General features: G+C 59.9%; 14 protein-coding genes, 2 tRNA genes and 3 rRNA genes. 11 read left to right on the top strand and 8 right to left on the bottom strand.

What is annotated here, in order from left to right; translation table 11 throughout:
• Positions 1-4 precede the first annotated feature (4 nt).
• Entirely contained in the window at positions 5-793 is a 789-nt protein-coding gene (locus tag GGD40_RS06970) for an oxepin-CoA hydrolase, alternative type (protein ID WP_179743205.1), read from the bottom strand.
• Positions 790-2,358, bottom strand: a complete 1,569-nt coding sequence (locus GGD40_RS06965; protein WP_179743204.1) for a 3-hydroxyacyl-CoA dehydrogenase — start codon at positions 2,356-2,358, stop codon at positions 790-792. Before GGD40_RS06965 ends, GGD40_RS06970 begins: the two co-directional genes overlap by 4 nt.
• Before the next feature lie 133 nt (positions 2,359-2,491).
• Between GGD40_RS06965 and GGD40_RS06960 the strand changes: the two genes are divergently transcribed.
• Positions 2,492-3,139, top strand: a complete 648-nt coding sequence (locus GGD40_RS06960) for a glutathione S-transferase family protein (protein WP_179705837.1) — start codon at positions 2,492-2,494, stop codon at positions 3,137-3,139.
• A 136-nt stretch (positions 3,140-3,275) separates the two neighbouring features.
• Here GGD40_RS06960 and GGD40_RS06955 read toward each other — a convergent pair whose 3' ends face one another.
• Positions 3,276-4,448, bottom strand: coding sequence for a pyridoxal phosphate-dependent aminotransferase (locus tag GGD40_RS06955; RefSeq protein ID WP_179743203.1), 1,173 nt, complete (start codon positions 4,446-4,448; stop codon positions 3,276-3,278).
• Positions 4,445-4,954, bottom strand: coding sequence for a putative toxin-antitoxin system toxin component, PIN family (locus tag GGD40_RS06950; protein ID WP_179743202.1), 510 nt, complete (start codon positions 4,952-4,954; stop codon positions 4,445-4,447). The genes GGD40_RS06955 and GGD40_RS06950 overlap by 4 nt, the downstream gene beginning before the upstream one ends.
• Positions 4,955-5,011: 57 nt before the next feature.
• Here GGD40_RS06950 and yaaA point away from each other — a divergent pair, with 57 nt between their 5' ends.
• Positions 5,012-5,794, top strand: coding sequence for a peroxide stress protein YaaA (yaaA, locus tag GGD40_RS06945; protein WP_179705831.1), 783 nt, complete (start codon positions 5,012-5,014; stop codon positions 5,792-5,794).
• Between the two features lie 42 nt (positions 5,795-5,836).
• Positions 5,837-6,991, top strand: coding sequence for a M14 family metallopeptidase (locus tag GGD40_RS06940; RefSeq protein WP_179743201.1), 1,155 nt, complete (start codon positions 5,837-5,839; stop codon positions 6,989-6,991).
• Between the two features lie 145 nt (positions 6,992-7,136).
• Here GGD40_RS06940 and GGD40_RS06935 read toward each other — a convergent pair whose 3' ends face one another.
• The 4 genes from GGD40_RS06935 to GGD40_RS06920 form a co-directional block, all read right to left on the bottom strand.
• Positions 7,137-7,823, bottom strand: a complete 687-nt coding sequence (locus GGD40_RS06935) for a BspC domain-containing protein (RefSeq protein ID WP_179743200.1) — start codon at positions 7,821-7,823, stop codon at positions 7,137-7,139.
• Between the two features lie 169 nt (positions 7,824-7,992).
• Positions 7,993-8,667 carry an energy-coupling factor ABC transporter permease gene (locus GGD40_RS06930; protein ID WP_179708794.1) on the bottom strand — a complete coding sequence of 225 codons (675 nt, stop codon included), beginning with the start codon at positions 8,665-8,667 and terminating at the stop codon, positions 7,993-7,995.
• A gap of 112 nt (positions 8,668-8,779) precedes the next feature.
• Positions 8,780-9,658, bottom strand: a complete 879-nt coding sequence (locus tag GGD40_RS06925; protein ID WP_179743199.1) for a response regulator transcription factor — start codon at positions 9,656-9,658, stop codon at positions 8,780-8,782.
• 232 nt (positions 9,659-9,890) lie between these two features.
• On the bottom strand, positions 9,891-11,105 hold the full coding sequence (locus GGD40_RS06920; protein WP_179743198.1) for a DUF2863 family protein: 1,215 nt from the start codon (positions 11,103-11,105) through the stop codon (positions 9,891-9,893).
• Between the two features lie 272 nt (positions 11,106-11,377).
• On the opposite strand from GGD40_RS06920, the gene GGD40_RS06915 reads away from it, so the two are divergent.
• The 8 genes from GGD40_RS06915 to GGD40_RS06880 all read left to right on the top strand — a co-directional run bounded on the left by GGD40_RS06915 (position 11,378) and on the right by GGD40_RS06880 (position 21,467).
• Positions 11,378-12,493, top strand: a complete 1,116-nt coding sequence (locus GGD40_RS06915) for an AI-2E family transporter (protein ID WP_179744895.1) — start codon at positions 11,378-11,380, stop codon at positions 12,491-12,493.
• Between the two features lie 484 nt (positions 12,494-12,977).
• Positions 12,978-14,508: ribosomal RNA gene (locus GGD40_RS06910) — 16S ribosomal RNA — on the top strand.
• A 65-nt stretch (positions 14,509-14,573) separates the two neighbouring features.
• Positions 14,574-14,650 (top strand) — tRNA-Ile (locus GGD40_RS06905).
• Between the two features lie 59 nt (positions 14,651-14,709).
• A tRNA-Ala gene (locus GGD40_RS06900) sits at positions 14,710-14,785 on the top strand.
• A gap of 322 nt (positions 14,786-15,107) precedes the next feature.
• Positions 15,108-17,988 (top strand): 23S ribosomal RNA (locus GGD40_RS06895).
• Between the two features lie 146 nt (positions 17,989-18,134).
• Positions 18,135-18,248: ribosomal RNA gene (gene rrf, locus GGD40_RS06890) — 5S ribosomal RNA — on the top strand.
• The 16S, 23S and 5S rRNA genes sit together here with 2 tRNA genes alongside, the layout of an rRNA operon.
• A gap of 632 nt (positions 18,249-18,880) precedes the next feature.
• Entirely contained in the window at positions 18,881-19,720 is an 840-nt protein-coding gene (imuA, locus tag GGD40_RS06885) for a translesion DNA synthesis-associated protein ImuA (RefSeq protein WP_179744894.1), read from the top strand.
• Entirely contained in the window at positions 19,620-21,467 is a 1,848-nt protein-coding gene (locus GGD40_RS06880) for a Y-family DNA polymerase (RefSeq protein ID WP_179743197.1), read from the top strand. The genes imuA and GGD40_RS06880 overlap by 101 nt, the downstream gene beginning before the upstream one ends.
• Positions 21,468-21,472: the final 5 nt, after the last annotated feature.

Here is a 21,472-nt window from a genome sequence, read left to right as displayed (position 1 = left end):
TCGTTCATTTGTAAACCGGCGCGCGCTTTTCGAGGAACGCTGAGATGCCTTCAAGGCCATCGCGGTGATGCAGCGACGCGACAAAGCTGTCGCGCTCGGCGACCAGATGGTCGGCCAGCGGTTGTGCGCCTGCCGCGCCGATCAAACCTTTGATGCGCGCGATCGAGTTGGGCGAAATCTTGCCGAGTTCGTCGGCCCATGTCACCGCGGCGTCGCGCACGGCGCCCGTTTTGGCCAGCTTGTTGGCGACCCCAAGTTCGTGCAAACGCGCGGCGCCGATCGGTTTGCCTTCGATCAGCACTTCAGTGGCCAGTTGGCGCGGTAAAGCCTGGGCGAGAAACCAAGAGCCGCCGCCGTCGGGCGTCAGGCCGACGCGTGCGTAGGACATGACGAACTTGGCGTCGTCGGCGGCGACGATCAGGTCGCATGCAAGCGCGAGCGAGAAGCCGGCGCCAGCCGCCGCGCCGTCGACGGCGGCGATCACCGGTTTCGACGAGAGCCGCAGCGCCGAGATCCATTCGCCCAGCAGATCGATGCTTTCAGCTTGCACGGACGGATCTTTCGCGCGGTTTTCCAGCAGGCGGTTCAGATTGCCGCCCGCGCAGAAGAAGTTGTCGGCGCCGGTAATCACCACGGCGCGGATCGACGGATCGCGTTCCGCCGAATCGAGCGCTTCGATGCCCGCTGCGTACATGTCCGGGTGCAGCGCGTTGCGCGCACCGGGGTTCGACAGTGTGAGGACGAGCGTCGATTCGCTTTCGGTCGGGCGCGAGGTCAGCAGTTCGGCGCTCATTGTTGTGTCTCCGGTTGCGTGTCGGGTTGGATGTCGGCGGCGTCGCGTTGCGTCAGCGACAGACCCAGTTGCGCGCGCCGCGCCAGCCACGGCGACGGACGATAGCGCGGGTCGCCGAGCACGCTGAACATGTTGCGCAAGATGGTGAGGATCGTGCTCGAGCCGAGCGCATCGCCCAGCGCGAGCGGGCCGCGCGGGTAGCCGAGGCCGAGCGTGACCGCGAGATCGATATCGTCGGGCGTGGCGATCTGCTTCTGCGCGATATCGCAGCCGATGTTGACGATCGTCGCTACCACGCGCTGCGCGACGAAGCCGGTCGAGTCACGAATCACGGTGACCGGCACGCCGTCGGCGGCGAAGAGTGCATGGGCGGTGTCACGCGCGGCGCGCGTGGTGGCGGGCGTGGTCATCAGCGTGCGGCGTTGTGCGGCGACGAGCGGGAAGAGGGCGTCGATCGCGACCACGCGGCTGGCGTCGAGCGCTTCGTCGACTGCGGCCGTGGTCGCGTCGTGACCGAACGGCGTGACCACGATCAACGAGTCCGCGGCGGGCGTCGCGCTTTCGTCGAGTGTCACGCCGGCCTGGGCGATCAGTTGGACGACGGCTTCATGAGCTTGCGGATAACGCTTGCTGACCCACACGCTGGCCGGCAAAGCGGACGGTGCGGGCGCTTCGGCCGGCACCTGTTGTTTGCCATCTTCGTAACGATAAAACCCTTCGCCGGTCTTGCGGCCGATCAGTCCGCCCGCGAGCCGCGTGCCCGTGATCGGCGACGGCGTGAAGCGCGGCTCTTCATAGAACTGATGGTAGATCGACTCCATCACCGGATGCGACACATCCAGCGCGGTCAGATCGAGCAACTCGAACGGTCCGAGCCGGAAGCCGGCCTGCTCGCGCATGATGCGGTCGATCTCGACAAAGCTCGCGACACCTTCGCCCGCCACGCGCAAGCCTTCGGTATTCATGCCGCGGCCCGCGTGATTGACGATGAAGCCCGGCATGTCTTTCGCGCGCACGGGCGTGTGACCCATGCGACGGGCGAGATCCATCAGCGCGTCACCGGCGGCGGGGTCGCCGCGCAGACCGTCGATCACTTCGACGACTTTCATGAGCGGGACAGGATTGAAGAAATGGTAGCCGACCACGCGCGACGGATCGGTACACGTGGCGGCAATCGCGGTGATCGACAGCGACGACGTATTCGACGCCAGCACGCAGCGGCCGCTAACCACCGTTTCGAGTTCACGGAACAGCGCCTGCTTCACGTCGAGCTTCTCGACGATCGCTTCGACGACCAGGTCGCAGCCGGCGAGGTCGCCCATGGCCTGCGCGCCGCTCACGTTTGCCAGCGCGGCGAGCGAGCGGGCCTGATCGAGCTTGCCTTTGGCCGTCAATTTGGCGAAAGTCTCGGCGAGGTAATCGCGCGCGGCGCCGATCGCAGCAGGATTGGTGTCGTACAGACGCACCGTGAGGCCCGCGAGCGCGGCAATCTGTGCGATGCCGCGCCCCATTGCTCCGGTTCCGACAATGCCGATAGTCTCGATACTGAAATTGCGAGAGGTCATTGTGATGCTCGACTCCATGGTTATTTTAGAATAGCACGATCGTGCAATTTACTGGATGATTGTTCGAAGGCCGCTGCTTTGACATCGATGCGTCAATGCACGGTCGCACCAACCCAAAGAAAGGAGACACCCGATGATCAAGCTGTGCGGTTTCGCGCTCTCTAACTATTACAACAAAGTGAAGTTCGTGCTCCTCGAACACGGCATTCCGTTCGAAGAAGTGTTCGTGATGCCGAGCCAGGACGAGGCCGTGCTGGAGCATTCGCCGCTCGGCAAGGTGCCGTATCTGCAGACCGAAGACGGCGACCTGTGCGAGTCGCAATGCATCGTCGAGTATCTGGCCGCGCGCTTTCCCGACAAGGCGATTTTCTCCGCCGATCCGTGGGAAGCGGCCAAGGAGCGCGAGCTGGTCATGTTCGTCGACGTGCACCTCGAGTTGACCGCGCGCAATCTCTACAAAGAGGCGTTCTTCGGCGGCACCGTGACGGACGCGACCAAAGGGCGTGTCGAGAAGCTGCTGGCGCATCACATTACCGGCTTCAAACGGATCGCGAAGTTCGGGCCGTACCTGGGCGGCGAACGTTTCAGCGTTGCCGACACGGCGGGTTTCGTGAGCTTGCCGCTGGTGGGCATGGCGACGCAAACCATTTACGGCCGCGATTTGCTGCTCGATGCGGGCGTCGACTGGAAAAGCTATGTGAAGGAGATCAATGCGCGGCCGGCCGCACAACGTATCACCGAGGACCGCAAGGCGTATGTTGCGGCGTCGCGCCCGGCTTGATGAGATGCGCCGCGGCTGATTCGAGTTCGCCGCGGCGTCATGCCTGAGCGGGTGGCGGCGTGCCATGCACGCCGTCCTGGCCGCGGCGCGCGATAGCGGGGAACGTGGTGTCGTTCGCAGCATCGCGCGGGGCGTCCTAGAGCCGCGCCAGCCGTTCGAGCGCGTTGGCGAGGGTGCTCTCCTGCTTGGCGAAGCAGAAGCGCACGACGCCCGATTCGTGCGCCTCGTGATAGAACGCCGAGACCGGTATGGCTGCGACGCCGATCTCGCCGGTCAGCCATTGGGCGAACTCGGCTTCGGGCAGGTCGCTGATGGCCGAATAGTCGACGCACTGAAAATACGTGCCCGTACACGGCAACAGCTTGAAGCGCGAGTTCGCGAGACCCGCGCGGAAGAAGTCGCGCTTCTGCTGATAAAACGCGGGCAGGTCGAGATACGGCGCCGGGTCTTTCATGTAGTCGGCGAGACCGATCTGCATCGGCGTATTGACCGTGAACACGTTGAACTGATGCACCTTGCGGAACTCGGCCATGAGCGCGGCCGGCGCGGCCACGTAGCCGACCTTCCAGCCCGTCACGTGATAGGTCTTGCCGAAACTCGACACCACGAAACTACGCTGCGCCAGTTCCGGATAACGGGCCATGCTTTCGTGCGGCGCACCGTCGAACACCATGTGTTCGTAGACTTCATCCGAGAGGATCAGCACGTTGGTGCCGCGCACGATCTCTTCGAGCTTGCGCATGTCTTGCTCGCGCCAGACCGTGCCGGTCGGATTGTGCGGCGTGTTGATCAGCAGCAGCCGCGTTTTCGGCGTGATCGCGGCAGAGAGCTTGTCGAACGGAATCGCGTAGTCGGGCGCCTCGAGCGTGACGAAAACCGGCTTGCCGCCGGCCAGTTCGATAGACGGCACGTAGCTGTCGTAATTCGGCTCGATCACGATCACTTCGTCGCCGGGGTGGACGGTGCACAGAATCGCGGTCAGCAACGCCTGCGTGGCGCCGGCGGTCACGGTGATCTCCGTGTTGGCGTCGTAGCGGCGGCCATACAGCGTGGCAATCTTGTCCGAAATCGCCTGACGCAGCGGCGCCGCGCCGGCCATGGGCGGGTACTGATTGTGACCGTCGCGCATGGCGTTCGAGACCGCGTCGATAATGCGCGGATCGCAGCCGAAATCGGGAAAGCCCTGGCCCAGATTCACCGCGCCTGTTTCGGCGGCGAGCGCGCTCATCACGGTGAAAATCGTCGTGCCGACATTCGGCAGGCGAGACGGAAACGAAGGACTCGTGGGCGTGTCGTGCGGTGCATTCATGGCGCTGTCCGGAGCGGGGTGGAGTGTGTGAGCGGGTGAGCCGAAGCGGCGATGGCGTCGACGAACGGCGCGGGCTGCGCGATCTGGAAACCGAAATCGCGCGCGATCCGTTTCGCGAGCTTCAACACCGCGCGGTCCTTCGAGACAAGCCAGTCGGCCTGCGCGGCATGGGCGAGTTCGAGAAACTTCTGGTCGTCGCGGTCTTTGCATTTGGGCAAAGGCCTGGCGTCTTCAGCCGGCGCGGCGGTTTCGACGAGTTGCGAAAGCTGCGCGACGACCGCGAGCGCGGCGGCTTTATCCACCTTCCGATGCACGAATTGCGGATAGTCGAGCACATAGGCAAGTTCGGCGAGGCAACGCGCGTCGATCAGCGCGGCCAGCGTGCCGCTTTCGAGTGCGGCGCGAATCGGCCGCGTATGCGGGTCGTCGAACACGAGAATATCGATCCACACATTGGAATCGAGGACGACGCGCAAAGCGCCGTGTGAGGCATGGGAACCGGGCATTCGTTACAATCTGGCTTTCGTCTTTGACCGCCAGGCACGGCGTGCCTGCAAGCCTCTATGATAATCGTTCTGTCGCCGGCGAAATCGCTCGACTACGAAACCCCACCGCACGTCAAAAAGCACACCATCCCCGATTTTGTCGACGACGCGGCCGAATTGATCGGCGGATTGCGTCGTTTGTCGCCGCAGCAGATCGCTTCGTTGATGGACATTTCGGATCAGCTCGCGCATCTGAACTTCCAGCGTTACGCGGACTGGTCGCCGAAGTTCGATACGCATAACGCCAAGCAGGCGGTACTCGCGTTCAATGGCGACGTGTACGAGGGCTTCAACGCGAAGACCTTGTCGTCGGCCGATCTGGACTATGCGCAGAGCCACGTGCGGGTGCTCTCGGGACTCTACGGCCTGCTGCGGCCGCTCGATCTGCTGCAGCCGTACCGGCTCGAAATGGGCACGCGCTTCGCCAATCCGCGTGGCAAGGATCTGTACGCGTTCTGGGGCGAGCGGATCACGCAGGCCCTGAACGCGCAGTTGAAGAAGAACGCGGCGGCGTCGCGGGTGCTGGTGAATTGCGCATCGGGCGAATATTTCAAATCGGTCAAGCCGAAGCTGCTCGACGCGCCGGTCGTCACGCCCGTGTTCGAAGACTGGAAAGGCGGCCGCTACAAGATCATCAGCTTCCATGCAAAGCGCGCGCGCGGCTTGATGGCGCGCTATGCGGTGGAAAACCGTCTCGACCGGCCTGAGCAGCTCAAGGCGTTCGACTCCGAAGGTTATGCGTTCGACGCCGCGGCATCGAACGATTCCACTTACGTATTCCGCCGCCGCGTCGCTGAATAAGCGTTGAAGCGTTTCGCGGTGCAACCAGTAGAGAAGAACACCATGACGTTATCCATCACGAGTAATTTCGACGCCGGCGCGATCGAAGTATTGTCCTGCGAAGACGCGGGCAACATCCGTCTGCGCGTGCGGCCGGACAGCCATGCCGAGTTCGCGCAGTGGTTTTACTTCCGTTTGTCCGGCGCGGCGGGCGAGCGCTGTGTGATGACGTTCGAGAATGCCGCCGCGTGCGCGTTCGCCGAAGGTTGGCGCGACTATCAGGCGGTCGCGAGCTATGATCGGGTGAACTGGTTTCGCGTGCCGACCTCGTACGACGGCCGCGTGCTGACGATCGATCACACGCCCGATTTCGACCGCATCTATTACGCGTATTTCGAGCCGTATAGCGAGGAGCGTCATTCGGAGTTTCTCGGCGCGGTGCAGCAGTTGCCGCAGGCCACGCTGACCGAACTGGGCACGACCGTCGAAGGCCGGCCCATGTCGCTGCTCACGCTCGGCACGCCGGAAACCGGCGACACGCCGAAGAAGAAAATCTGGCTGATCGCGCGCCAGCATCCGGGCGAGACGATGGCCGAATGGTTTATCGAAGGTCTCGTGAAGCGGCTCGCGGGCTGGGGCGATTGGGTGGGTGATCCGGTCGCGCGCAAGCTCTACGATCACGCGGTGTTTTATATCGTGCCGAACATGAATCCGGACGGCAGCGTGCGCGGCAATCTGCGCACCAACGCGACCGGCGCGAATCTGAATCGCGAATGGATGGAGCCGGACGCCGCGCGCAGCCCTGAAGTGCTGGTGGTGCGCGACGCGATTCACGCCGTGGGTTGCGACCTGTTCTTCGATATTCACGGCGACGAGGCGCTGCCCTATGTGTTCGTGGCCGGCTCCGAAATGCTGCCGGGCTTTACCGAACGGCAGGGCGAGGAGCAGAAGGCGTTTATCGAAGCGTTCAAGCAGGCGAGCCCGGACTTCCAGGACAAATACGGTTACGCCGCGAGCAAGTATCGCGAGGACGCGTTGAAGCTGGCGTCGAAGTACATCGGCAACGAATTCGGCTGCCTGTCGTTGACGCTGGAAATGCCGTTCAAGGACAACGCCAATCTGCCCGACGAGCGGGTCGGCTGGAACGGCGACCGTAGCGCGTCGCTAGGCGCGGCCATGCTGCAGGCGATTTTGCGGCATGTGGAGACGTTTGCTTAAAGCGGGCGCTGCATGGAAAAAGAGGCACACGGTGACGTGTGCCTCTTTTTTTGCGGTAGTGATTTGTGTGAGCGCGGGCTTGCGGTTTATTGCGGATGGCGCTTCGCTCCTGGCTCGCAAGTCTGCATCGGTGATCGTACTGCCGCTATTGAGCCTTCTTCTTCGTCGTGGTCTTTTTCGCGGTCGATTTGCTTGAAGACTTGCTCGAAGACTTGCTCGACGTCGACGTCGACTTCGACGATTTACCCGAGCTGGCCTTGGACGATTTCGTCGTCGCTTTCTTCGTGCTCTTGCCGCTTGCCGAATGCTTGCCCTTGACGCTCTTATGTTTGCCCGCCACGGCGTGCGACCCCGAAGGCTCACCGCTGCGCGCGCGAGCCGGCGGCACCGGGTCGTTCCAGCTGAACGCCAGCATCTGGGCGCCGACATAGCCGCAGCGGAATTTCAGATCGGCCGGATCGCCGCCCCCGCCTTGCGCAATGCCGAGCCCTTCGACAATGACGATGTTGTCGACCTTGACGCGTTGCTTGCCCTCGTCGAACGAATCGTTCCAGGGCGTGACCGACGCATGCGCGCTGTCGAAAGAGCTGGGGGGAAACTCGACGTGGTCGAAAGCGGTCGAGGTGCTGGCGACAAAATTGCCATGAGCGGCGCAGTCCGCGACGAGCGGGTCCGCATGCATGTCATTGACAAATTTGTTGACGAGGTCGTTGTGCTGTTCGAGTTGATCGGCGAATACGGGGGCGCTGCAAATGAGCGAGAGACTCGCTGCAAGTGTCGCCAACCGGCCGACCAGCCGCAGCAATCGGCGCGGGACGTTGGTGCAATCCATCTAGTTCGTTAGACGCTAATGTGACATGAGGCACGTAAGATGCCTCGCGATAGGGTGGAGTTCAATCCTGACACAAATATTTTGTCCTGTCGTGGTGTGCGCGATCGAGGCGGCTTAAGACGGCCGCGTGGCCGATTGCCGCGAATGCGCGTTCCATGCAGAGCCTGAGTCAGATGCGTGGTCCACCCAATCGGTATCTCCGGACGTCGTAAGTGGTGACCCAGGCGGGGCGGTAGACCGCGATCAGCGCTGTCGACATGCCCGTGAACCAGGCCTCGCCGGTAGCGAGTAGCAGCACGCTGAACGCGTAGCCGGCAGGCATCACGGTCATCGAGCCATCGGCGAGCGTGATGTGAATGCCGAGTGCGGCGGCGGCCGTGAGCGACACGGCGATAGCCGGTGAGACGAAGCCCTGGCCGAAGATAAACATGAAGAGGTTGCGCGGCAGCCAGGCGATGCTGGCGCGCTGGACCAGCGTCGAAATACCGACCGGCAATGCGCCGTACACGAGGAACGTCAGCGCGATACCTTGCCACGGAGCGTCGAAGACGACGGCGGCAAGACCCGTGACCACGGCCATGGCGATCAGTGCCAGCGCCCAGTCAAAGAGCGTGACGACCAGCGTGGCGCCGAGCAGATGCATCACCGTGCCGTCGTCGAGCCACGCATTACTTGCCCACAGCACCGACACTGCGACGATGATCGCAAGCCAGACATGCTGCAAGGTGCCGTCCTGAAGTCGTTTGAAAGGATTTTTCCACAGCGCGAGCGCGACCACTATCGCAGTGGCGATCCAGCCACCGACAGCGACCCAGAACGGAAGCGGTGTGTAGAGGAAACCCATGTATCTCATATTACTCGTTGGACGAGAAAAGGTGTGAGCGGATTCCATGCCAGCGGGCATGGACGCCGTCACAACATGCGCGCCCGGCGTCTGGCGCATTCATTTGGGGCTGTTATGCCGCTCCTGGCGGAGGCGGTTCCAATGACGGACCGGTGGACAATGCGTCGCCATAGGGCGGACTCGGCTCGGCTGCCATGGCGAGCGGAGCCGTCGCGTCATTGGCGGGCAACGGATACTGAAAGCGCCTGCGCAACCGGCGCCGCAATGGCACGACGTTGCTTTGTCCCATGATCGGACGCGCCGTGCCGTCACCGCCATTGCGTAGCACTTGCAAATGGTTCGACAGCCAGCCGTTGTAGAGCGCGACCGCCGCCGCGCGATTGGGTGCGCCGAGTTGCTGGAATATGCTGGTCAGGTGAATCTTGACGGTGCCTTCGCTGATACCGAGGGTGCGCGCGATCATCTTATTGGTGCTGCCCATGTGGACGCAGCGCATGATCTGCTCCTGGCGGGGTGACAGCACGCTGGCCAATTTGCCGCGGCGCGGCGGCGGCGTTTTTTCGTCGAATGGGCGGATGGCAATGTCCGGCGGCAGCGGAGGATTGAGCGCCAGCGCACCGGGCGGCACGTAGTGACCGCCCAGCAGCACCATTTCGAATGCACGCACAATCAGGCAAGGATCGGTTTCGCGTGAGACGACGCCGAGTACGCCCTCGTCCATGAGCGCTCGCACATGGGTGGGGGAGATCTGATCGGTGAGCACGGCGATGCGCAGGTCCGGGTAATGGCTGAGCAGATCGCGGGTATCCGCCACCGACATCCAGTCCTGCCAGTCGATCACGAGCAGATCGGGCCACTGACGCTTGAGCGTGCGTTCAACCTGGCGCCAGTCTTGTGCTTCGTTGAAGCGTGCCAGCCGGTCGATTTGCCGCAGTAGTACTTTGAGCCCATCACGCCGTTCCGCGTCTGAGTTGAGTATCGAGAATCGCATGCATGTCTCCAGATGAATCGGGCGAGGTGGCGCGATGCGCGCACCCGGCAAACGCGTCGAGTGCAGTGCGATGCGTCGCCGTTCCTATGATGACAAATTCCCTTCAATTTGACGGCCTGTCCAAAAGGCATAGGAGGAATGACGTAAAAAAGCCTGGCGAAAAAAAACCCCGCGTGTGGCGGGGCTTTTTTATCTAGGCGGCGACGCGCTTTGGCGGTCGTCGCGCCGATGCTCAATGGAAATGCGGTTGAGCGGGCTCAGCATCTTCCGGCATCTCGGCATGGACGATTTCGCCGAGCGGATCCGCATAGAGCGGCACGCCGCAGTCGTCGCAATATTCAGGCTCGAAGCGGCCCGCATGACGACGCACGTCGGTCACGCCGGTATCTTTGAGCAGCGCAACGATTTCTTCGAGCGGATCGTCCGATGCGGCGACTTCCTGCGGTTCTTCGTCGATACCCGGCTCGCTGTTCTCGCGGCCGTACAGCGGCCAGACGACGCCGTAGATCACTTCGTTACTGCCTCGGCGCGTGAAACCGACACGGTATTCGTCGATGCGGCGTTCGCCGAAGCCGGCGACCACCGCGCGCAATTCTTGCGGCGCGGCGCCGATCGTGTCGAACAGGTAGCGCACGGCGGTGCGCACTGTGTGAGGACGCACGCGTTCGTCGGCGTCGCGGCAGGCTGAATAATAGGCATCCGGCAACAGGCATTCGAACTCGCAGCCCGGCAGCACCAGCGACAGATTGGCGCCGCCTTGCGTGGTCCATTGTTCGAGGCACTGGCCGCGCTCGATCCGGCTGCCGTGCTCTTCTTCCTGCCAGCGGAAGGTCGGCTCGCCCACCGGCGCCGCCACCACCGCCAGCAGGAAACGCGGGTCGGCCAGAATCGGCGAGGTTTCCGGCAGTTCGCCGAAATTCAGTTTGGCGTTGCCGCCGGCCATTGCTGCCTGCGTAAGCTGCTGGGCGATGCGCCATGTCTCGACGTGATGACGCGGCAACTGATCGATGCTGTACAGGAACGGCGCCATGGCCACACGCGTATTGGCCGCCAGCACGTGAGCTTGCAGATGCGCGCGCAGCGCGTCGGCCGCGTCGGTTTTGAGCGGGCCCGACGGAATCATGTAGCGGGTCCAGGCGAGCACGGGCGCCGCGATCAGCAGGGCTTCGTAAGGCACGCCCTCATGCTCGACGATGAACGACTCGCTGTGAGTTTCCGCCATGTCGGCGAGCGCGCCGTACGCATCGGGATGATTCTGCTGCAGATGATCGAGCGCTGCGTCCAGCGTGGTCTGGTTGGCATTGCGGACGATCTTGGTCAGCAGCGTGTCGAGTTTCGCTTCCCAGAAGCGGTCTTCGGTTCGGCTGCCCGACGCGAAAAGCGCGAGCGAGAGACCGACGAGCTTGTCGGCATCGGGGGGGAGACGTTTGGCGATTCGCGAGCGCATAAATCCGGAAGTTGGGGTGCACAGAACCTTATATTCTAGTCTTTTATCCGCCGCCATATTATTTGGCCGGTTACGCCAGGTGGATTAAGGCATTTCTGCACGGAGATTTCGGTTTTCCTACGTGGCGCGAGGCCGCGTTACCCGCCGACCTCGCCGGATGATATAAGACGCCCCCGGAGGCTTGACTCGCTTCTATACTGACCGCTTTCAGAGATCGTCTGACAAGTGTGTGTCCACTCGCCGCCGTGGCCTGGCGCAACAGGAGATTCATCGTGAAATCGGACCAACTGATCGAACGTCTTGCCGCGGTATTCGCATTGATCATTCTGGTGGGCGGCTCGCTGCTGGTACTCGCGCCTTTTACGACTGCGCTGCTGTGGGGCGCCATCCTCAGCTATAGCTCATGGGGCTTGTATCGGCGGCTGACCGCGGCTGTGGGTGGGCGGCGCAAATGGGCCGCCACTTTGATCGTGATCATCATTCTGGTCGTGGTGCTTGGGCCGTTCGTCTATGCGGGTTTTGCATTCGGCGCGCATGTTCATGAAATCGTCGCGCTGGTGCAGAGGCTCTTTGAGGCCGGGTTGCCGGATCTGCCGCCGTGGGTTGGCGGTATTCCCCTGATTGGCTCGAGCATCGAGACCTTCTGGGAGCATCTAACCAGCGGGAATTCAGAGTTGATCGCGCAATTGCATTCGCTCGCGGCACCCGCAGGCAAGTGGATCCTTGCGGCAGCGCTTGCGGTTACCCATGGTCTGGGGCTGTTGGCGTTGAGTATCGTGCTCGCCTTCTTCTTCTATACCGGCGGAGAGGGCGCTGCTGCCTGGTTGAATGCGGGCATGCGGCGGATCGCGGGCGAGCGCGCCGATTACTTGCTGGCATTGGCAGGCAGCACGGTGAAGGGCGTGGTGTACGGGATTCTCGGCACGGCGCTCGTGCAGGGGATCCTGGCCGGATTCGGTTGCTGGATATCTGGCGTGCCGGCGCCGGCGCTGCTCGGGCTGGCAACCTTCTTCCTGTCCGTGATACCGGGTGGTCCAGTGGTCGTGTGGTTACCCGCAGCGATCTGGCTGTATCACGGCGGCGCGACCGGGTGGGCGATCTTCCTGGTCGTGTGGGGCGTGCTGGTTGTCGGTATGTCCGACAACGTCATCAAGCCGATCCTGATCGGCAAGAACAGCGATATGCCGCTGATTCTGGTGATGCTGGGCATCCTGGGCGGCGCGTTTGCATTCGGTTTCCTGGGTGTTTTCATCGGACCGACGTTGCTTGCGGTTGCCTATACCGTGCTACATGACTGGACGATCGGTGCGCCGGGCGCACGCGCGCTTGCGCCTGATCTAAAAGTGCCGGGTGTCGACGAGTCGGCGCGGGTAGAAAAGGCGCCTTGAATAAATTCCAGATAACGCTTGCAAGGCCCCGCGTGGGTCGCTAGAATCTCGCTCTTTCGTGCTTCGGACAACGAGGCACGGGAGGCGGGAGAGCCAGCAATGGCAAGGGTTTCAGCGAAGTGAACGGGTTGAGAAAGTTAGAAAAACCTGTTGACGACGCAGCGAAAGTTCTTCATAATCTCGTTTCTCTGCTGCAGATGCAGCGACGCAGGACGAAGCGGTACCGGGTAGTTGTGAGGTTGACGACAGCGGTGCGGGTTCGGTAGTGAATGCGTAATCGATCTTTAAAAATTAACAGCCGATAAGTGTGGGCGCTTGATGCGAGACGCGAGGTGGATCTTTCGGGGTCTGCCGCAAAGCGAAAGTATCAAGTCTCACACAGTAATGAAAGGAAGGTTTGAGCATCGCAAGATGATCGAACAATTCGTCAGTACGTTGAGTGAGCGACCGGTTCTTAACGGAACCGAAAAACAGTAACAGGTTTGAACTGAAGAGTTTGATCCTGGCTCAGATTGAACGCTGGCGGCATGCCTTACACATGCAAGTCGAACGGCAGCACGGGAGTAATCCTGGTGGCGAGTGGCGAACGGGTGAGTAATACATCGGAACGTGTCCTGTAGTGGGGGATAGCCCGGCGAAAGCCGGATTAATACCGCATACGCTCTACGGAGGAAAGGGGGGGATCTTAGGACCTCTCGCTACAGGGGCGGCCGATGGCAGATTAGCTAGTTGGTGGGGTAAAGGCCTACCAAGGCGACGATCTGTAGCTGGTCTGAGAGGACGACCAGCCACACTGGGACTGAGACACGGCCCAGACTCCTACGGGAGGCAGCAGTGGGGAATTTTGGACAATGGGGGAAACCCTGATCCAGCAATGCCGCGTGTGTGAAGAAGGCCTTCGGGTTGTAAAGCACTTTTGTCCGGAAAGAAAACTTCTGCCCTAATACGGCGGGAGGATGACGGTACCGGAAGAATAAGCACCGGCTAACTACGTGCCAGCAGCCGCGGTAATACGTAGGGTGCAAGCGTTAATCGGAATTACTGGGCGTAAAGCGTGCGCAGGCGGTCCGCTAAGACAGATGTGAAATCCCCGGGCTTAACCTGGGAACTGCATTTGTGACTGGCGGGCTAGAGTATGGCAGAGGGGGGTAGAATTCCACGTGTAGCAGTGAAATGCGTAGAGATGTGGAGGAATACCGATGGCGAAGGCAGCCCCCTGGGCCAATACTGACGCTCATGCACGAAAGCGTGGGGAGCAAACAGGATTAGATACCCTGGTAGTCCACGCCCTAAACGATGTCAACTAGTTGTTGGGTCTTCATTGACTTAGTAACGTAGCTAACGCGTGAAGTTGACCGCCTGGGGAGTACGGTCGCAAGATTAAAACTCAAAGGAATTGACGGGGACCCGCACAAGCGGTGGATGATGTGGATTAATTCGATGCAACGCGAAAAACCTTACCTACCCTTGACATGTATGGAAGTCTGCCGAGAGGTGGATGTGCCCGAAAGGGAGCCATAACACAGGTGCTGCATGGCTGTCGTCAGCTCGTGTCGTGAGATGTTGGGTTAAGTCCCGCAACGAGCGCAACCCTTGTCCCTAGTTGCTACGCAAGAGCACTCCAGGGAGACTGCCGGTGACAAACCGGAGGAAGGTGGGGATGACGTCAAGTCCTCATGGCCCTTATGGGTAGGGCTTCACACGTCATACAATGGTCGGAACAGAGGGTTGCCAAGCCGCGAGGTGGAGCCAATCCCAGAAAACCGATCGTAGTCCGGATCGCACTCTGCAACTCGAGTGCGTGAAGCTGGAATCGCTAGTAATCGCGGATCAGCATGCCGCGGTGAATACGTTCCCGGGTCTTGTACACACCGCCCGTCACACCATGGGAGTGGGTTTCACCAGAAGTAGGTAGCCTAACCGCAAGGAGGGCGCTTACCACGGTGGGATTCATGACTGGGGTGAAGTCGTAACAAGGTAGCCGTATCGGAAGGTGCGGCTGGATCACCTCCTTTCTAGAGCTGAACGTGTCGAACGTTGAGCGCTCACGCTTATCGGCTGTAAATTCAGACAGACTCAGGGGTCTGTAGCTCAGTCGGTTAGAGCACCGTCTTGATAAGGCGGGGGTCGATGGTTCGAATCCATCCAGACCCACCACTGTTTCTGCGGTGGCTGTGCTAACCGGTTGAAGGCACCCTTGAAGTTCATGTGTGACTGGGGGATTAGCTCAGCTGGGAGAGCACCTGCTTTGCAAGCAGGGGGTCGTCGGTTCGATCCCGTCATCCTCCACCAATCATCAATGCATAGCGTTCTGCGGAAGTACTGCAGAGGGTTGTGCATTGGCGATTGAGCCAGTCAGAGTGATACGTGGTTATAGCAATCATGATATCGGCTGTCGTTCTTTAACAATCAGGAAGAAGTAGTAAAGAGATTCACGAAAGGCTATCTAGAGATGGGTAGGCGAGTAGGTGAATCAGGGTTGTGATTGTATCAATGTATGAAAAGGTAATCGAAAGATTGCCTTGGAATACGGCGCAACACGAATACTCAACCTGTAACGATGTGACCCGCGCTGCGTTCCGAGTGAACGCGGTGTGAGACACACCCGTTATAGGGTCAAGCGAACAAGTGCATGTGGTGGATGCCTTGGCGATCACAGGCGATGAAGGACGCGGTAGCCTGCGAAAAGCTACGGGGAGCTGGCAAACGAGCTTTGATCCGTAGATGTCCGAATGGGGAAACCCACTCCGAATGGAGTATCCATGACTGAATACATAGGTCATGCGAAGCGAACGCGGTGAACTGAAACATCTAAGTAACCGCAGGAAAAGAAATCAACCGAGATTCCCAGAGTAGTGGCGAGCGAAATGGGACCAGCCTGTACTCTTTATCTTCATTGTTAGTCGAAGGCTCTGGAAAGTGCCGCCATAGCAGGTGATAGCCCTGTAGACGAAAACAGCGAGGAAGAACTAGGTGTACGACAAGTAGGGCGGGACACGTGAAATCCTGTCTGAAGATGGGGGGACCATCCTCCAAGGCTAAATACTCGTGATCGACCGATAGTGAACCAGTACCGTGAGGGAAAGGCGAAAAGAACCCCGGGAGGGGAGTGAAATAGATCCTGAAACCGCATGCATACAAACAGTAGGAGCCTCCTTGAGGGGTGACTGCGTACCTTTTGTATAATGGGTCAGCGACTTACATTCAGTGGCAAGCTTAACCGATTAGGGCAGGCGTAGCGAAAGCGAGTCCGAACAGGGCGATTCAGTCGCTGGGTGTAGACCCGAAACCAGGTGATCTATCCATGGCCAGGATGAAGGTGCGGTAACACGTACTGGAGGTCCGAACCCACTAACGTTGAAAAGTTAGGGGATGAGCTGTGGATAGGGGTGAAAGGCTAAACAAACCTGGAAATAGCTGGTTCTCTCCGAAAACTATTTAGGTAGTGCCTCGTGTATCACCTTCGGGGGTAGAGCACTGTCATGGTTGTGGGGTCCATTGCGGATTACTACGCCATAGCAAACTCCGAATACCGAAGAGTGCAATCACGGGAGACAGACATCGGGTGCTAACGTCCGGTGTCAAGAGGGAAACAACCCAGACCGCCAGCTAAGGTCCCCAAATATTGCTAAGTGGGAAACGAAGTGGGAAGGCTAAAACAGTCAGGAGGTTGGCTTAGAAGCAGCCATCCTTTAAAGAAAGCGTAATAGCTCACTGATCGAGTCGTCCTGCGCGGAAGATGTAACGGGGCTAAGCAATATACCGAAGCTGCGGATGCACATTTATGTGCATGGTAGGAGAGCGTTCCGTAAGCCTGCGAAGGTGCATTGAAAAGTGCGCTGGAGGTATCGGAAGTGCGAATGCTGACATGAGTAGCGATAAAGGGGGTGAAAAGCCCCCTCGCCGTAAGCCCAAGGTTTCCTACGCAACGTTCATCGGCGTAGGGTGAGTCGGCCCCTAAGGCGAGGCAGAAATGCGTAGCTGATGGGAAGCAGGTTAATATTCCTGCACCATTGTTAAATGCGATGGGGGGACGGATCGCGGAAGGTTGTCCGGGTGTTGGAAGTCCCGGTCCTTGCATTGGAGAAGGCGCTTAGGCAAATCCGGGCGCGGAATTCAAGGGTGCGAGGCCATTCACCTAGGTGAAGAAGCAATCGGAAGTGGTTCCAAGAAAAGCCTCTAAGCTTCAGTTTAACAAGACCGTACCGCAAACCGACACAGGTGGGCGAGATGAGTATTCTAAGGCGCTTGAGAGAACTCGGGAGAAGGAACTCGGCAAATTGGTACCGTAACTTCGGGATAAGGTACGCCCCTGTAGCTTGACTGGCTCGCGCCAGAAGGGTGAAGGGGTTGCAATAAACTGGTGGCTGCGACTGTTTAATAAAAACACAGCACTCTGCAAACACGAAAGTGGACGTATAGGGTGTGACGCCTGCCCGGTGCCGGAAGATTAAATGATGGGGTGCAAGCTCTTGATTGAAGTCCCGGTAAACGGCGGCCGTAACTATAACGGTCCTAAGGTAGCGAAATTCCTTGTCGGGTAAGTTCCGACCTGCACGAATGGCGTAACGATGGCCACACTGTCTCCTCCCGAGACTCAGCGAAGTTGAAGTGTTTGTGATGATGCAATCTCCCCGCGGCTAGACGGAAAGACCCCATGAACCTTTACTGTAGCTTTGCATTGGACTTTGAACCGGTCTGTGTAGGATAGGTGGGAGGCTATGAAGCGTGGACGCCAGTCTGCGTGGAGCCATCCTTGAAATACCACCCTGGTTTGTTTGAGGTTCTAACCTTGGTCCGTAATCCGGATCGGGGACAGTGCATGGTAGGCAGTTTGACTGGGGCGGTCTCCTCCCAAAGTGTAACGGAGGAGTACGAAGGTACGCTAGGTACGGTCGGAAATCGTGCTGATAGTGCAATGGCATAAGCGTGCTTAACTGCGAGACCGACAAGTCGAGCAGGTGCGAAAGCAGGTCATAGTGATCCGGTGGTTCTGTATGGAAGGGCCATCGCTCAACGGATAAAAGGTACTCTGGGGATAACAGGCTGATACCGCCCAAGAGTTCATATCGACGGCGGTGTTTGGCACCTCGATGTCGGCTCATCTCATCCTGGGGCTGTAGCCGGTCCCAAGGGTATGGCTGTTCGCCATTTAAAGAGGTACGTGAGCTGGGTTTAAAACGTCGTGAGACAGTTTGGTCCCTATCTGCCGTGGGCGCTGGATATTTGAAGGGGGCTGCTCCTAGTACGAGAGGACCGGAGTGGACGAACCTCTGGTGTACCGGTTGTCACGCCAGTGGCATCGCCGGGTAGCTATGTTCGGAAGAGATAACCGCTGAAAGCATCTAAGCGGGAAACTCGCCTTAAGATGAGATATCCCCGGGGCTTCGAGCCCCTTGAAGGGTCGTTCAAGACCAGGACGTTGATAGGTCAGGTGTGGAAGCGCAGTAATGCGTTAAGCTAACTGATACTAATTGCCCGTAAGGCTTGATCCTATAACAGGTGTGTCTCTCACGACACACGGTTGAGATCAGTGTTGTGCAATACAGGCACAGCCCAAAGTAATACCGAGAGGCATCCTCTCAACTACTTCTTCCAGATTGGCTGTATTGCCCAAAGGGCAGTGCGGCAACAAGTCATGCCTGATGACCATAGCGAGTCGGTACCACCCCTTCCCATCCCGAACAGGACCGTGAAACGACTCCACGCCGATGATAGTGCGGATTGCCCGTGTGAAAGTAGGTAATCGTCAGGCTCCCAAGCAGCAACGCAGAAACCCCACCCCAAAAGGTGGGGTTTCTGCGTTTACGGCGACGGAAAATCACAACAAGGTACCCAACGTCCACCGCCGTCATCGCCCAACTATTCTTGCGCGTTGCGCAACACCGCTCTTACTCGGCTCGGCAACCCGTCACGTTGCCCCCAGAAGCTCCGAGCGGCGTCTCAATCCCCGCCGGTTCGTTACGCGTTCACATCGCTGGCTCACTCCAGGCCGGGGCAATTCCGACATTCGCGTCTGCGCGTCTCACGTGCACCTTCCCGATACGCTGCGTCACCCGCGCGCAGCGAGTTTGCCGGCCAGCTTCTCCCCTCCAGTCCGCTCAGGCCCGCTTTCGCGCTGGCGTCTGATACCTCATGCCTGCTGTAAAGCGGTCCAGCCGTTCGCTCGCATCGGTGATCGCCCACAGCGGGGCACGGTGCAACTGCTGGTCAACGCAAACAAAACTTCATCCTTAAAGCGCCTTCCTCCTTACGCACTTCGCGCCGCATCCGCAGCCTTAACATCCATCTCGGAATACTGTATAAATATACAGTTAAACGTATCACCCCCGTGCCTGCTTGATGCTGGGCAGGGCGGAGCGTTCCCTATTGAAAAAGAGCGTGTCTATGGCAGCAGCGATTCGGCTTGCGACTACAGCCTTGTCATCGCAATTGTCGCGTCAGATATGGCAGGGCAATGAGCTTGCCGCAGCGGACTCGCGTGTGATTTCCAGCGGCTATGCCGAGCTGGATCAATTGCTACCAGGACAAGGCTGGTCTGCAGGTGGTTTGACGGAGTTATTGATCGAACAGGGTGGCGTGGGGGAAGTGCGTCTGTTGTCCCACGCGCTTCATCAACTGACCAGGCAGGCCGGACGGCACGTGCTATTCGTGGCGCCGCCTTATCAGCCTTGTGCCGCGGCACTCGGGGCCTGGGGGATCGATGTCGAGCGAGTCTTATGGGTACGCGCGAGCGAAGACCAGGCGCTATGGGTCGCCACTCAGGCATTGAAGCAGGATGGCATCGGCGCGGTCCTGGTCTGGCTGCCGAATGCACGCGCCGATAAGGTTCGACGCTTGCAGGTGGCAGCTCAGGAATCGTCGTCGCTGGCATTTTTGATCCGGCCCGTCGAGATGGCCGCGCAGTCGTCGCCAGCACCGTTACGCATGATTTGCGCGCCGCTATTGCCGGCCAATGCACAGACGATCAACCGTCGGCAGTGGCTGCAGGAGATCGGTGTGTCGATCGACATCTTCAAGCGTCGCGGGCCGCCGCTAGCTGAGCCTCTGCGCCTCATTTTGCCTTTACAGAGCGCGTTGTTGCCGCAAAACCGAGTCGACGTCCATCAAGGACGAGAGATCAAACATGTTGTGGATCGCAGTCACATTGCCGCTCTTGTCACTGGAAGCGGTGAAGCCTCCCGCGCCGTTCCCGGATGGTTCGCCCGCCAAGCCGAATCAGTGTGAACCACGCGAACGCGACGAGACCCGCGCACCTCGAAGTGGCGAAGACGTCATCGAGGGGCGTTGCTATGCGCTGGCCGATCATGCGCACATCCTGCTGCAGGATTTCGACGCCTTGCGCGCTGGCGTGCAAGTGGGTCATTCGCGATCCTATGCATTGGCGTTGGCGCCGGGTCTGAAGTTGCTCGCCGCCGATATCCCCCGCGAAACGCAGGCATTCGAAGCGATAGCGCTCGCTTTGCTGACCTACACGCCGAAAGTTTCGCTTACCGACGCGCACACGCTGCTGCTGGAAGTGGGCTCCGGGTTGAGGCTGTTCGGCGGTTTGCGCACGTTGTTGTCGCGAGTGTCCGCAACGGTGGCGGAATTCGGCTACACGGCGCGTATCGCCTGCGCGCCGACCGCCTGGGGCGCGTGGCTGCTGGCGCAGGCGAGGGCCAGCAGGCAGGGGCATCGTTGGCATGTGATGAAGGAAACGTCGCTCGCGCGAGTCCTCGACGGTTTATCCGTAGCGCTGCTGCCAGTCACGCAGGCGCATCGCGATGCATTCGCGCATGTCGGCTGCAGTACGCTGGCCGATCTGCGTCAATTGCCGAGGTCGGGCGTCGTGCGGCGTTTCGGCAGCGGGATACTGGATCTGCTGGCGCAGGCGTATGGCACGCGGGCCGATCCGCGTGAATCGTTTCGTGCGCCGGCGTCGTTTCATGCGCAGCTGGAATTGCCGTCGCGGGTCGAGAACGCCGATGCATTACTGTTTGCCGCACGTCGACTGATTGTGCAACTGGCCGGCTGGCTGAGCGCGCATCATGCGGCGCTCAGCGCTTATACCTTGCTACTCGAGCATGAATTGGCGTCTCGTCATGCGCCGAAGACATCGAGTTTACGAGTCGCCTGGGCGATACCGTCGCGTGATGCCGAGCATTTGATCTGGTTGTTGCGGGAGAAATTGAATCAGACCGTTCTGGTGGCGCCGGTTATCGAGTTGAAACTGGTTGCGGATCAGATCGGGGACTATGCGGGGCAATCGGACACCTTGTTTCCGATGCCCGAATCAGATGGCGAGTCGATTGCGCGCCTGCTCGAACGCTTGAGTGCGCGGTTGGGGCCGGAGAACGTGCTGCAGATGTCGATGCAGGACGATCATCGTCCGGAGCGGGCAATGCGTGTGGAGGCGTACGAGGCGCAGGGGTTTTCAGGCAAGAAACGTTCGCCGGCGAAGGCGAGGGGAAAAGGCAAAGCGGATAAGACGTGGCTGACCGATGAGTTGCGGCGTGCCGCCGCGGAAGACGAGCAAGCAGGTGATGATGCGGTGGCGCAGAAAGCGCAAGCAATCCACGCGACCATGAACACCGCCAACACCGCCAACACCGCCAACACCGCCAACACCGCCAACACCGCCAACACCGCCAACACCGCCAACACCGCCAACACCGCCAACAACCTCCCCCCACCCGCGCAACCACCCTCCGCGCAAATCTCCCTCGACCTGCCCGACAGCGCGTTACCTTCGCAACCTCGCCCGGTCTGGATGCTCGACAAACCGCTGCGTCTGATGATGCGCGACCAGCGGCCGATCTATCGTCGGCCGCTGAAAATGCTCACACGCACCGAGCGGATTGAAGCGGGGTGGTGGGACGGCAATCGTGTCGAGCGGGATTACTACGTCGCGGCCGACGATCGTGGTCACATGTTCTGGGTATACCGTGAACGTATTAGCGGCGAATGGTATTTGCAGGGATTGTTCGGCTGAACATC

Source organism: Paraburkholderia bryophila (genome assembly GCF_013409255.1).
Lineage (GTDB): Bacteria > Pseudomonadota > Gammaproteobacteria > Burkholderiales > Burkholderiaceae > Paraburkholderia.
This window is presented reverse-complemented; position numbering and strand designations above follow the sequence as displayed.